Here is a 13,595-nt window from a genome sequence, read left to right on the forward strand (position 1 = left end):
TAGTTAATTTGTGATTGTGGATTTATCCTGTGGATAAACACAAGTTTATCCACAGAAATTGTGGGTAACTATGATGGGTCAGATCAAAGAAAGTGATTCGGCAATTTATTTGATCAAGACGAACAACTCACCATCACTTCAGGAACGTCGCTCGGTAAAGGCGCTAAATCTTTGGCTGTTTCTAAATCCGTTTGTTTGGTAAAGGGATGACTAAGCAATTTAAATAGACGATCAACCTCAGAAAAATCATCACGTTCAGCCTGTTCAATGGCTGTTTGTAGCATATGATTTCTTAAAATATAGACTGGATTGGCCTTTTTCATTTCTGCATCAAGTACATCAATATCTTGCTGCTCACGAATACTGTGATATTGCGTCAAGAAGTTTTCAAATTGAAAGCGATCTAGGCAATCATCTTTAATAGCTTCGTATTCTTTATTCTGTAAGCGAAGAAAACTGTCGGTATAGTCGAGTTGCTCACTTTGTAGAATTCTTAAAAATGCCATACCACAATCAAAACTATCTTTGTGGAAGGCAGGTAGTCCAAGTTTTTGGCATAGCCCATGGGTATAATGTTCTAGAAAGGTCGGTTCAAAATGCTCTAAACATTCGACGAGGTCTTGCTTAAATTGTTCTTTATTTTCTGCTTGTGCCAGTGGAATTAAATTGTTTAACCAATTCCATAAGTTCCAATGTGCAATACTCGGTTGGTTTTGGTAGGTATAACGGCCATTGTAATCACTATGATTGTTGATCCAATTGGGACGGAAACGCTCCATAAAGCCATAAGGGCCAAAATCAAGGGTAGAACCTGTAATATTGAGATTATCCGTATTCATGACCCCATGCGCAAAACCTACCAATTGCCATTTTGCGATCATGACAGCGGTGTTTTGGATCACTTGCGTTGCAAATGCTAAAACAGTGTCTTCAAACTTTTGCTGTTCAGCACTTAAACATTGTGGATAGTGCCATTCAATACATTTTTGGGTAAATTCAGTGAGTAACTCTGGCTGATATTGATTGATCCATTCAAAATGCCCTAAACGGATGTGGCAATCCGAAGTGCGTAACATCATTGCACCAAGTTCAAGTTTTTCTCGTTGTACACCTTGGGTTGAAGAAGTAAAGCCTATGGAATTGCTTGAAGCAACCCCCAGTGCATTGAGTGCATGACCTGCTAGATATTCACGAATCACAGAGCGTAATACAGCACGTCCGTCTCCCATACGAGAGTAAGGGGTTGAGCCTGCACCTTTTAAATGGAGGTCAATGGTTTGACCTTGTCGATTTAAAATTTGCGCTATCAATAGGCCACGCCCATCACCCAATTGACCTGCCCATTGTCCAAATTGATGCCCTGCATAAACCATGGCAAGGGGATGAAATTCAGCAAAGGTTTTTTGTCCGCTACAAATCTCGACCCATTGGGCTTTTTCATCTTCAGACCATTGTAATTCATCCGCAAGCGCAGCATTAAAATGCCCAGCCTTTGCACCTTTCAGTGGGCTAGGCATTTGCTCATGGTAGAGCTTTGAATCGAGAGATGGATAACGTGGGGCAAATTGCATAGCGATCGGTCACAATGGTTTTACTTGTCCCTCTCAATATAGCAAAGTTTTAAGCTGTTGAGATAATGTCGACTGTTTTAGTCGACAATAAATAGCTTTGCACCAAATGCGGTAGAAGAACGATGCGCTTCAGCTTGATCTGCAACTTGATAACTCATCCCTGCTTTTAAGGTAAAGGTACGTCCATCATCAAGTTCAGTGTGCAACTCACCTTCCAAGCAAAACAGGATATGACCTTTTAAACACCAGTGGTCAGCCAAATAATCGACAGAATATTCGACCATTCGCACTCGAATATTGTCAAATTGCTGTGTGCGCCAAAGTGCAAAACCTTGCTCACCCTCATGGCGTGTTGTTGGAACTTCTGCCCAGTTGGTAATACCAAAGGGGATGTTATTAATTTGCATATTATTTTCTCTCAATATTCTCAGTATGAATGTCTGTAAAAATGGATAAAAGAAAAGCCCCTTTCGGAGCTTTGCTTTTGATGTGTATTGAGAATTAAGAAACAACGTTCTTTTTGATTCCACGCATCAATGTTTCTAAGCGTTCACGATGGAAAGCAAGTTTCTGTTCGACCAATTGGAAATCAACTTTGAGTTTGACATCCATTTGGTGGATCTTTTCAGCAACAGATGCTTTTTTCGCTTGTAGCTCTTGTTCTTTTAACGCAGCCCAATCATTTAATGTATTGGTGAATGCTTCATATTCTTGCGATACTTTTTGTTTCATCGCGATAATATCTGCATTGACGTTATGACCATAAATCGCTAAATCCTGTTCAGCATATTTAAATCTCATCGCCAATTCCGCTTTTTTGATATTAAAGCTTGGGATACGACGTAGGTTCTTGGCTAAACCGATTTTAGAGCACGACCAAATCAACCATTTTGTTGGATCATATTGCCACCATTTCACCCCATTACGATAATCGTATTGGAAAATATGGTGATAGTTATGATAACCCTCGCCCCAAGTTGCAATGGCAAGAACAAAGTTATCACGTGCAGTATTTTCGTCAGTATAAGGACGTTTGCCCCACATATGGCAGAGTGAGTTGATAAAGAATGTTACATGATGGCTAATGATTAAACGGAGCAAACCACCTAAGAGTAATACGCCCCACATGTCTCCTACAGCCCAACCCAGTGGAACTAAAATCGCAGCATGTACAGCAATCACAAGTGGAACATAATACTTGTCTTGGAACATAACCACTTTGTCATTCAACAAATCAGGTGCATTTTTATAATTTGATTCAGCAGCAGGATAATTACGTAACATCCAGCCAATATGAGCGTACCAAAAACCATTGTTAATCGAATACGGATCTTGATCTACATCATCCACATGGCGGTGATGTGTACGGTGACCAGAAGCCCAGAACAAAATACTGTTTTGAACAGCAAAAGTTCCCATGATCATCAAAATGATTTTAAGTGGTAAAGTCGCTTCGTATGCACGATGTGCCCACAAGCGATGATAACCTGCAGTAATACCTAAACTACTGAGACCGAGTAAAACGAATAAACTAATCCAAGCTGCCGCACTAAAATCATGGTGGTAGGCATATAAAGGGATCGCAATTACTGCCACAAGGGGTAAAAACACCAAGGCAAAAACACCGATCCAATTTATTGGGGCTTTGGGTAGGGGAGCATTCATCTCCAACAGCACTCCTAAGAACCTTAATCAGGTAAAGTTAAACGCATAGCTTCAGCATTTTTCTAGGCTATACTTTCACAGATATTATCATGGGCGAACATGTGTTCACTAGTATTAGTGTACATCTGTATTGTATAAAACAGTAACAGAATAAAACATGAATTCTAGCGGTTTGATCGAAAAAAATGAATGGTTAAAACGTCGTATTTAAATGTCAAAATAGTGTAAGAATTTTTCTGTCTTATCCAATTTGATTTTTAGGGGGTTAGACAATTGATTCTCAAGTTAAATTTTAATTTTGGGACTCTCTAAAGTTCAAAATAAAATTCTACTTTATTGTGTTATTAAGGGCGGTTGAGTTATTGAATTTGTGCTAAGGCAAGCTGCATTATTTTGGGGAAATCAGTAATTAATCCATTGATCCCCAAATCTCTTAAATGCTTAGCGCGCTCAATATCATTGACGGTCCAAACACTGATGTCCAAATCTGCACGCTGAGTTGCTTGAATGAGCTCATCTGTTGCCAATTGATTCATCCATCCAATCTGGCAGCATCCCAGTTGTAATGCCTGTTCGATCGCACGTTGTTGGATGTCATCTTCAATCAGTAGACCACGTTTAAAACTTGAGTTTTGCTGTTGTAAGGCTTGATGTATTTTTAAATCAAAACTGGTAATCACTGCAACATTTTCAAAACTTTGCAGTTGTTTTTGTAATTCGATGATGAGTTTTTCAGCGTGTTGCAATGTTTCTACAGCTTTCACTTCAACTTCAATATGCTCAAAGTCCTGCATAATCTTTAGGCTTTGGCTTAAGGTTGGGGTAATTTGTTTTTCCCAATCCATCCAGATATTGGCTTGGTTATAGGCTTCTAATTCAGCGCTGTTTAAATCATACAGTGCTTGATCTATTCCAGTTGTTCTTAAAAAATTATCATCATGCATGATAATGAGTTCATCATCTTTTAATTGTCGAACATCGAATTCAACTGCACGGATACCTAAATCGTGAATATATTGAAATCCAGCTAAGGTATTTTCAGGTGCTTCACCACGCGCGCCACGATGTCCGATAATTCTCATAATGAACTCACATACTCATTTTCATCTGTCTAGTAATCGTTTAAGTCTTACTTTTAGCAATAACTTGATTTTATCATACTGTTAAAAAATTACTTTTAGACAGTGATTTATCGTTAAATCGTGTCATTGATGTTCTTTTGCCAAAGCACTTCACTACCGCCTTCTGCGCGTTGTAAGGTGCGTGAAGCAACAAAAAACCAGTCGGATAATCTGTTAATTAATTGTAGAGCAGTTGCTTGAATATTTTGATCACGACTGTGTACAGTCATTAAGCTGCGTTCTGCTCGACGACATACAGCACGTGCTTGATGCGCATAACTACATGCTAATGTTCCTGAAGGTAGAATAAAGTCTTTGAGCATTGGTAAGTCTTCATTCATTTTGTCGATTTCTTTTTCAAGAAATTCAACACAAACAGGTTGGAGCAAGTTGTAGTTAGGAATACAGACTTCACCACCTAAATCAAATAGCCAGTGTTGAATCAAGCTCAGTGATTTATCCCAATGGGCTTTATCGACGATGTTACTCATTGAAATTTGTGAACGTAATACACCAACAATAGAATTTAGTTCGTCTACATCACCGAGAGCGTTAATACGTAAGTCATCTTTCGCTACGCGAGAACCATCTCCTAATCCTGTGGTGCCTGAATCGCCTGTACGGGTATAAATTTTACTTAAACGATGTCCCATAATTTTGTCCTAGATAAAAATGTAAAGATAAAGAATAAAAAAGGATAATGTCGGTCAAAACATTATCCATAAACTGCGCTGTTTTAGATATTTTTTTTGGGTGTCGCTTTTAGTAGCGGAAAGTTACCCCAACTGAAGCTTGGCGGCCACTGTTGATATACCAATCTTGTGCTGGATAATTATTGAATACTTCACGATACTCAACATCACCTACATTTTGAATGTTGGTAAAGACTTTAACATTTGGCGTTGCATTCCAATAAGCATTTAAGTCCACAGTTGCATAACCTGGAACGCGAGTTTTATTCGCAGCATCTACATATGCTTTAGCACGTGCAATTAATGAAGCACTGATACCATAAGTTGAATTTTCTAAACCTGTGGTTAAAGTGAGTGTTTGGCGAGGACGATAGGCAATTTCATTACCATCTTTGCCATTCTCTGTCTTCACATAAGCATATGCGGTAGAGAGGAACAGGTCATCTTGATGCCATTTAACTTCTGCTTCACCGCCAGTAAATTTAGCTTTATCAACATTTTCATTACCAGCAGGGTAATTGAAAATAATCAAGTTTTTAATTTTGGTATGGTATGCAGAAAGATTTGTACTAATATTTGAGGTTAAATCGTAGTCAAAGCCAAGTTCATAAGAGGTACTCTCTTCAGGCTCTAATTTTTCATTACCACCCCATTGTGAATATAGTTCATTTAAGGTTGGTGCACGGAAAGCACTTCCGATATTGGCATATACACTTGCATTAGGTAAGAAATGATAACGTACTGCACCTTGTCCTACAGTGTGAGTACCAAAACGTTCATTATCTTCTACACGAATACCAGCTTGGGTGTCAAACAACTCATTTTTGAATTGGTGTTGTAAATAGTAACCTGTGCTATTCACACTTTGATCATTTTTCAAGATGGTATTACTTTTATAATTCGCATCATTATATGTTGCACCAACCAAGACATTTTGATTTGGTGTGAATTTCCATTTTAAGTTTAAATCACCTTGGTTGTTTTCAGTATTGTAGTGAGATGCATAAGCTGGAACATTCTGTTTATCTTGAACATTTGCATACTGCGCATTCAAAATTAAATCAGGCAAAATATTATAAGCAACTTTGGCATTGATCACACGGTTTTCAAATTCGCGTGGTGCAGTATTGACAATATAGTCATTACTAAAAATATTTGTGCCTTTATTTTCACTAATCGAAGCATATGCATCAACTAGGTTTTCTTGTGAATAACCAAATTTGGCATTGTAGCCTTTTTGGTCATAGCTTGCTTTTTCATTTTTAGGTTGGCTTTCAAAGATACGTGTTCCATCGCTTTCTAAACGTTGACCACCGACCTGTGCATAGAAGCCTTGATCCGTCACTAAATTTGCTTTGGCAATCGCTTTATAAGTATTGTTTTCACCATAAATACCGGTCACTTCCGCACCAGATTTTACAGGTTTTTTTGAAATAAGTTGAACAACACCGCCAATTGCATCACTACCATACTGAACAGATGCAGGACCTTTCAAAATTTCAATTTGTTGAACGTCTGTTGTATCTAGAAAAGCAGGATATAGAGGGCCTAATTCATTTTGGCTATTTAAGCGAGCGCCATCTTTTAAAACTAATGTATGTACAGCTTTCGTACCACGAAGTGCAATTTCTGAAACTTGCCCAATACCACCACTTTGCTTAATGTAAACAGAGGGATCACGTTGGATAATATCAGAGACATTGAGTAAAGGATTTTGTTCAATTGTCTTTTGTTCAATAACTGTGAGTCGAACTGGGACATTCTTAAGGTTTTCTTCTGAACGAGTGGCTGTCACAACAATTGGTGACAATGATGCTGTCGAATCAGAAGTCAGATTTTGATTTTCTGCAAAAGCAGTAGAAGATAACCCCATCGCAATAGCGACAGCACCTACAAGTGCAGTAGGTTTAAAAATAACAGACATGATATGCTCCATACATTCACTCCCCGTGAATGATTGAGTTTAAGGGCACAACAAGCTGGTATCCGGACTTAAATATAGAACCTAAAGCGATTCAGATTATTCCACCTTCCCACAAAACATTGCAGTGGTGTAAGTCTTTTGACTTATTAAAGAATAATATTTTCATTTTACCGTTGCGGGGGCAGTGTTGGATTTCCACCAACTTCCCAAAGCCTTAAGCTAGACTTGTTGCATTTGTGTGCAGTATAAAGTTTGTTTAGTGTATAAACAATGTAAAACAGATAATCCTATAGAACTTTAACGCAAGTGAATAAATTTGCTTTACAATGATTTGCTTAAAATACTGAAAAAATCAGTTTGGTCTGAACAAATTCGAGTTCAAAGCTATGCGTACCCGTGCCAAAATTTGTGGGATTACACGACCACAGGATATCCAAGCTGCTGTACAAGCAGGTGTGGATGCGATTGGTTTTGTGTTTTATGAACCTAGTCCACGTTATGTCACGATTGAATTGGCTCAGCAATTGGCACAACTTATTCCACCGTATATCAACATTGTTGGATTATTTGTTAATGCCAGTGCACAAGACATTGCACAAGTATTAGAACACGTGCCTTTGGATATTATTCAGTTTCATGGTGATGAAACTGCACAACAATGTCAGCAGATCGCACAGTATAATAAGCGCCGTTGGTACAAAGCGATTCAGATTAAACCTGATGCAAAAAATTCAGATATTATTACGACAATTCAGCAATACCAACAGGCTGGTGCGAGTGCTATGCTTTTAGATGCATGGCATCCTGAACTGAAAGGAGGGACTGGACACAGTTTTGACTGGTCTCAATTCCCTAAACTCGATATTGCTTTAATTTTGGCAGGTGGTTTAAAACCTGAAAATATTGAAGACGCTATACAAACGACTCAAGCGTATGCAGTCGATGTCAGCGGAGGCGTAGAATCCGCAAAAGGTATCAAAGACCAACAACTCGTAGAACGATTTATGCAAGGAGTCCAACGTGGATCAGCAAAGTAATCAACAAAATAGTGTGATTGACTATACCCAATTCCCAGATCAAAACGGGCATTTCGGTATCCATGGCGGACGTTTTGTGTCAGAAACTTTAATGGCAGCTTTAGAGGATTTAGAGAAACTCTATTTCCGTATGAAAGATGATGCGCAGTTTCTGGCAGAATTCGACCGTGATCTCGCTTATTATGTCGGACGTCCTAGTCCGCTTTACTATGCTGAGCGATGGTCGAAAGAGTTGGGTGGTGCGCAAATTTATCTTAAACGTGAGGACTTAAATCATACAGGCTCACATAAGGTCAATAACACCATTGGTCAGGCGCTACTTGCGAAGCTTTCTGGCAAAAAACGTATTATTGCGGAAACGGGTGCAGGTCAACATGGTGTGGCAACTGCAACAATTGCCGCGCGTTTAGGTCTTGAGTGTGTGGTATTCATGGGTGCTGAAGACGTAAAACGTCAGGCCATGAATGTCTACCGTATGCGCTTGCTTGGTGCAACAGTTGTGCCTGTAGAAAGTGGTTCTAAAACATTAAAAGATGCCATGAACGAAGCGATGCGTGATTGGGTAACTAATGTAGATTCGACTTACTACGTGATTGGTACAGTTGCAGGTCCGCACCCATATCCACAATTGGTACGTGATTTCCAATCGATCATTGGTCGTGAAGCACGTAAACAAATTCAAGAGCAAGCAGGTCGTTTACCAGATGCTTTGGTTGCATGTGTCGGCGGTGGTTCAAATGCAATGGGCTTGTTCTATCCATTCTTAAATGATCAAGACGTCAAAATGTACGGTGTTGAAGCCGCAGGTTTAGGCATTGAAACAGGTAAACATTCAGCACCATTAAATGCAGGCCATGTTGGTGTTTTACATGGCAACCGTACTTATTTAATGTCTGATGAGCAAGGCCAGATTATTGAAACACATTCAATCTCAGCAGGCTTGGATTATCCTGGTGTGGGTCCTGAACATAGTTTCCTAAAAGACATGCATCGTGTGAATTATGTGCCAATTAATGATACAGAAGCACTTCAAGGCTTCCGTGATTTGACTCATATTGAAGGGATTATTCCTGCATTGGAAAGTTCACATGCAATGGCCTATGTGACTAAACTTGCGCCAACAATGTCGAAGGATCAAATTATTATTGCGACGGTATCGGGTCGTGGTGATAAAGATTTAATGACTGTTGCACGTATTGATGGTGTTGAAATGGTTGAGATGTAATTCATCTCACTCGATTAATTTAAAAGCCTCTTTTATAGAGGCTTTTTTATTTCTGGACTAGACAGGATCATAGGGAAACTCTACAAAAAGCACATGGAAATCATGAGCTAAATTACCCAAAATTTAATGAAAATAATCGGTTAATTTTTTATATGCATTTTTTACAACGGGTTCGAGCTGAACCTTTTCCTGAAAAAATTGTCTGGGGATTGAAAGACACATTTGCGATTTGTATCATCCCTTTAATTATTTTAAATGGCTTTATTTTAGAAAAAATATTTGGAATCTCGATTGCTGTTAGTATGGGCGATACCATTTTAAGAGGCGTGCTGTTTATTTTAGTGTGCTACTTATATAAGGAAATGTTGCTTACGCATTGGCAAAAGTATAAACAGGCCTTTTGGCGCTCAAGTGTCTTGGTGGTGGTTGGTGCAATCGTGCTACAAGTGGTGATCTCACTGACACGTCAGCTTTTACCCCTCGGGCCGAGTACACAAGAAAAAGACCTGATTGATCCTGAACATATTCCTTTTCTCAGTCTGTTGATCATTAGCTTGGGTCCGTTATTTACTGCGCTTTTAGAAGATATTGTGTTTCGCTATACTTTATTGCAAAAGTTATTTATCCAACCGTGGCTATGGCGCATTGTACTGATTATATTGAACTCTATATTATTTGGTTTGATCCATTATCATAATTTTGATGGAAATTTAATCGCAACAATCAGCTTTATGAGTGCAGGTTTATTTTTAAATCTGATCTATTTGTGGACACGCAATATTTGGCATGTATTACTCATTCATTTTTTGAACAATGCCGTATTATCTGTGGGTGGGATTTTATTATTAAAACTTGTTCAAACATTAACTTAGTGACTGAATATGTCTAGTTTATTTATCGTTATGTTGGGTGGCCGTCATGCACGTGCCAATGTTGAAGTTCATGATGTGGTTCTTGCCGTAGGCGATTCGCTTGAAGAGGTTTATCCTCAATTAAAAAATGCATGGTTTGGTGAGCAACAGGGTTTACACATCGACGCATGGCAAAAATTAAATACTTTAGTGTTTGAAAATAAGAAATATCAAATACATTTTACTGATGCGCAACCGAATGCATCAGATCAGAAGCTTTGGCTGATTAATTTAGGCGGTTATGATGCAAATGAGTTTGGTGAGTTACACCGCTATATCCTGATTGTTGCTCAAGATGCGATTGAAGCGAAAGCCAAGGGTAAACAGTATTTTGCAGGGCATTGGCAAAAACCACACACTGATCGAGTTTTAGAGGTCGATGATTGTCTGGCGATAGATCAGGTATATGGCCGTTATGTGCAATTGGTTGAAGTAGATTTGAATGCTGATTCTCATACAGAGCTTGACCAAAGTGTTTGGGAGAATACCTATTTGACCATCTGAGTTGTCATCGCTTGATCTGCTTAAAAAGGGCGCTGTATTGCAGCCTTAAAAGATTAAGCGGATCTTAATTTTAAAAAATTGACATCAATCATTGCATTGCTCTCTCATAATCTAGTCATTGAAACAACAGAATCTTCGCAATGTTTTCAACAAGTTTGCATAAATTAAAAACTCAAACAAAACACTGCGGAGTGTGATCAATGAGCGGTTTATTAGACGAGTTAGGTAAAATTGCAGGTGCAGTGATTGCTGAGCAAAGTGTCGATAAGTTAGACCCTGATGCTGGCTTTCTAGAAAAAGCAGCTGGCGCATTTGCAGGTTATGAAGCCGCAAAAATTGCCGAAGATAAATTAGAAAATAGTGATGAGCAGCAGAAATCAGAGGATTAATTCAAAATCGGTAAACTTAGCTTTGGGCATTGATCTTAATCAATCCTGTATAAGCTAAATAAGCTACAGGGTTGAATAAGTTTAGTATTGGGATGACAGCTGTGATCAACGAGAGGGCATATTCGATATGCTCTTTTTTATTATCTAAAATAAAGATAAGCAATGAAGAAAAACATCCATAACGTAATAAAAGTATGCTTTGCCCGTAAAGCATTGCCAATTCGATCTTTGCACAATGCTTATCAATAAAACCGCTATAAAATATGGAAAAAAAGCATTTCTTTGATAGATCAATACTCGTTATATTGTGCATCGTTATAATGAAACTACTAGCTGTACGCCATGTATTTATATACTGATTTCGATCAGCAACTGATCAATGAACGTGTTGCACAATTCCGTGATCAAACGGAACGTTATTTAGCTGGAAAACTCACTGAAGATGAGTATCGTCCATTACGATTACAAAATGGTTTATACGTACAGCGTTATGCGCCAATGCTACGTATTGCTGTACCTTACGGTTTAATGAACTCTAAACAATTACGTAAAGTTTCAGAGCTCGCCAAAGAGTATGACCGTGGTTATGCACACGTTTCGACACGTCAGAACATTCAGTTTAACTGGCCTGCGCTAGAAAATGTGCCTGATATGCTAGAAGGTTTAGCTTCTGTTCAGATGCATGCGATTCAAACTTCAGGAAACTGTATCCGTAATACCACAACAGACCAATACGCTGGTGTTGTTGCTGGGGAAATTGCAGATCCACGCCCGACGTGTGAATTGATTCGTCAGTGGTCTACATTCCATCCTGAGTTTGCATTTTTACCGCGTAAGTTCAAAATTGCAGTTTCTGCACTTGAAGAAATTGATCGTGCAGCAACTTCATTCCATGACATTGGGGTGTATTTAACTCGTAATGAAGCGGGTGAGTTGGGTTATAAAATCAAAGTGGGTGGTGGTCTAGGCCGTACACCTATCATTGGTTCTATGATTCGTGAGTGGTTGCCACGTGAAGATTTAATTGCTTATTTAGAAGCGGTTCTGCGTGTTTATAACTTGCATGGTCGCCGTGACAATAAATATAAAGCTCGTATTAAAATTTTGGTTAAAGCATTAACACCACAAGTTTTTGCTGAAAAAGTTGAAGCTGAATTTGCTGAAACAATTAAAACTTTGAAAGTTCAACCTGAAATTTTGCAAAAATTAGACGAAGAGTTTATGCCGTTTGATTATCAAAATTATGTAGATGAAGATTTCAGTGGCCTATTTGCTGAGTATCCAAAGTTTAAACAGTGGTTCAATATCAATACCAATGCACATAAAGTTGCAGGCTATCGTATTGTTACTATTTCACTAAAACGTGCGGGTATTGCACCAGGTGATATGACTGTTGAAGAAATGAATTTGATTGCAGATCTTGCAGACAAATATACATTTGGTGAATTACGGACCACACACGAACAAAATATTTCATTGGTTGATGTACCACAGAAAGATTTATTTGAATTGTGGCAAACCCTTGAAAAGAATAATCTTGCTCGTGCACATATTGGTTTTATTACCGATATTATTTGCTGCCCAGGTGGTGACTTCTGTTCATTGGCAAATGCGAAATCTATTCCAATTTCTGAAGCCATTACACGTCGTTTTGATGATTTAGATACAGTCTATAACTTAGGCCATATCGACTTGAACATTTCAGGTTGTATGAATGCTTGTGGTCATCACCATGTCGGCAACATCGGTATTTTGGGTGTGGACAAAAAAGGTGCTGAATTCTATCAAATTACCTTAGGTGGAAATGCAGACCATGATGCTTCAATTGGTGATATTTTAGGACCATCATTTGCAGCAGAATCTGTACCTGACATTATTGATGAAATTTTAAATACTTATCTTGATCTTCGTAACGAAGGTGAAGAATTTATTGAAACTTATCGTCGAGTGGGTATTCAACCTTTTAAGGAGCGCGCATATGCTTAATACCGCACTTCAAGTCCTCTCTAAAGATGGCACTGTTGCAGACAATACCTATCAAATCATTGCTGAAGATGGTGTATTGCCACAAGGTGATGTGTTGTTGACTGTTGAGCAGTTGGACCAGCTTGCGAATGTGACGGGGAAAAAAGCACTATTTCTTACCGTAGATGCTTCACCTGAAACCAATGCGTTTCCATTAGATCAGTTAGATGCGATCTTTATTGATTTTGCAGGTTTTAATGATGGTCGGGGTTATTCATTTGCTGCGTTGTTACGTCGCCAAGGCTACGCAGGCGATCTTCGTGCAACAGGCGATGTGTTTAAAGATGTTTTGAACTATATGAAGCGTTCTGGTTTCGATACTTTTGTTGTGAAAGAAGGTAAAGATATCCATGAGGCAGCAGCAGGTTTAGGTGATTTTACGCACCCTTACCAAGCATCTACAGCTGTACCAAAAGCGCATTATCAAACAGGTGCTTGATTGTATTAAGTACTGATTTTGAAATGAAAGCCGAACGAAAGTTCGGCTTTTTATTGTTCTCAAGTTAAAGCTGGTGTAGCCATTGCATATTG

The 13,595-nt window shown here is 38.7% G+C and carries 13 protein-coding genes and 1 riboswitch; of the genes, 7 read left to right on the forward strand and 6 right to left on the reverse strand.

Going from position 1 to position 13,595, the window contains the following annotated elements; translation table 11 throughout:
• Nucleotides 1–113: 113 nt before the first annotated feature.
• From PYV58_RS02790 to PYV58_RS02815, 6 genes are all read right to left on the reverse strand, one after another.
• The gene (locus PYV58_RS02790) at nucleotides 114–1,571 is read right to left on the reverse strand and encodes a YdiU family protein (protein ID WP_034612397.1); all 1,458 of its coding nucleotides are present in this window, start codon (nucleotides 1,569–1,571) and stop codon (nucleotides 114–116) included.
• Between the two features lie 77 nt (nucleotides 1,572–1,648).
• A complete protein-coding gene (locus PYV58_RS02795; protein WP_004725953.1) occupies nucleotides 1,649–1,978 on the reverse strand; it encodes a DHCW motif cupin fold protein in 330 nt (109 codons plus the stop codon).
• A 94-nt stretch (nucleotides 1,979–2,072) separates the two neighbouring features.
• Entirely contained in the window at nucleotides 2,073–3,236 is a 1,164-nt protein-coding gene (locus PYV58_RS02800) for an acyl-CoA desaturase (protein WP_004725954.1), read from the reverse strand.
• Nucleotides 3,237–3,595: 359 nt separating this feature from the next.
• Nucleotides 3,596–4,318 carry a glycerophosphodiester phosphodiesterase gene (locus PYV58_RS02805; RefSeq protein ID WP_034612399.1) on the reverse strand — a complete coding sequence of 241 codons (723 nt, stop codon included), beginning with the start codon at nucleotides 4,316–4,318 and terminating at the stop codon, nucleotides 3,596–3,598.
• A gap of 113 nt (nucleotides 4,319–4,431) precedes the next feature.
• Nucleotides 4,432–5,010: a cob(I)yrinic acid a,c-diamide adenosyltransferase gene (locus tag PYV58_RS02810; protein WP_034612401.1), complete on the reverse strand. Its 579-nt coding sequence runs from the start codon at nucleotides 5,008–5,010 to the stop codon at nucleotides 4,432–4,434.
• A 109-nt stretch (nucleotides 5,011–5,119) separates the two neighbouring features.
• On the reverse strand, nucleotides 5,120–6,985 hold the full coding sequence (locus PYV58_RS02815) for a TonB-dependent receptor (protein WP_034612404.1): 1,866 nt from the start codon (nucleotides 6,983–6,985) through the stop codon (nucleotides 5,120–5,122).
• A 23-nt stretch (nucleotides 6,986–7,008) separates the two neighbouring features.
• Nucleotides 7,009–7,217: riboswitch (cobalamin riboswitch) on the reverse strand.
• Between the two features lie 142 nt (nucleotides 7,218–7,359).
• Between PYV58_RS02815 and PYV58_RS02820 the strand changes: the two genes are divergently transcribed.
• The 7 genes from PYV58_RS02820 (at nucleotide 7,360) to PYV58_RS02850 (ending at nucleotide 13,503) form a co-directional block, all read left to right on the forward strand.
• Nucleotides 7,360–8,010, forward strand: a complete 651-nt coding sequence (locus PYV58_RS02820; RefSeq protein WP_004817040.1) for a phosphoribosylanthranilate isomerase — start codon at nucleotides 7,360–7,362, stop codon at nucleotides 8,008–8,010.
• Nucleotides 7,994–9,235: a tryptophan synthase subunit beta gene (gene trpB / locus PYV58_RS02825; RefSeq protein WP_004725964.1), complete on the forward strand. Its 1,242-nt coding sequence runs from the start codon at nucleotides 7,994–7,996 to the stop codon at nucleotides 9,233–9,235. The genes PYV58_RS02820 and trpB overlap by 17 nt, the downstream gene beginning before the upstream one ends.
• Before the next feature lie 152 nt (nucleotides 9,236–9,387).
• The gene (locus PYV58_RS02830) at nucleotides 9,388–10,107 is read left to right on the forward strand and encodes a type II CAAX endopeptidase family protein (protein WP_034612405.1); all 720 of its coding nucleotides are present in this window, start codon (nucleotides 9,388–9,390) and stop codon (nucleotides 10,105–10,107) included.
• Nucleotides 10,108–10,116: 9 nt separating this feature from the next.
• Complete coding sequence (locus PYV58_RS02835) at nucleotides 10,117–10,650, forward strand: DUF1543 domain-containing protein (RefSeq protein WP_034612406.1); 534 nt, start codon at nucleotides 10,117–10,119, stop codon at nucleotides 10,648–10,650.
• Between the two features lie 200 nt (nucleotides 10,651–10,850).
• Nucleotides 10,851–11,039, forward strand: a complete 189-nt coding sequence (locus tag PYV58_RS02840) for a hypothetical protein (protein WP_034612408.1) — start codon at nucleotides 10,851–10,853, stop codon at nucleotides 11,037–11,039.
• Nucleotides 11,040–11,381: 342 nt separating this feature from the next.
• A complete protein-coding gene (locus PYV58_RS02845; protein WP_034612410.1) occupies nucleotides 11,382–13,025 on the forward strand; it encodes a nitrite/sulfite reductase in 1,644 nt (547 codons plus the stop codon).
• On the forward strand, nucleotides 13,018–13,503 hold the full coding sequence (locus PYV58_RS02850; RefSeq protein ID WP_004817045.1) for a DUF934 domain-containing protein: 486 nt from the start codon (nucleotides 13,018–13,020) through the stop codon (nucleotides 13,501–13,503). Before PYV58_RS02845 ends, PYV58_RS02850 begins: the two co-directional genes overlap by 8 nt.
• Nucleotides 13,504–13,595 lie beyond the last annotated feature (92 nt).

It is taken from the genome of Acinetobacter sp. TAC-1 (genome assembly GCF_029025845.1).
GTDB classification, from domain to species: Bacteria; Pseudomonadota; Gammaproteobacteria; order Pseudomonadales; family Moraxellaceae; genus Acinetobacter; species Acinetobacter guillouiae.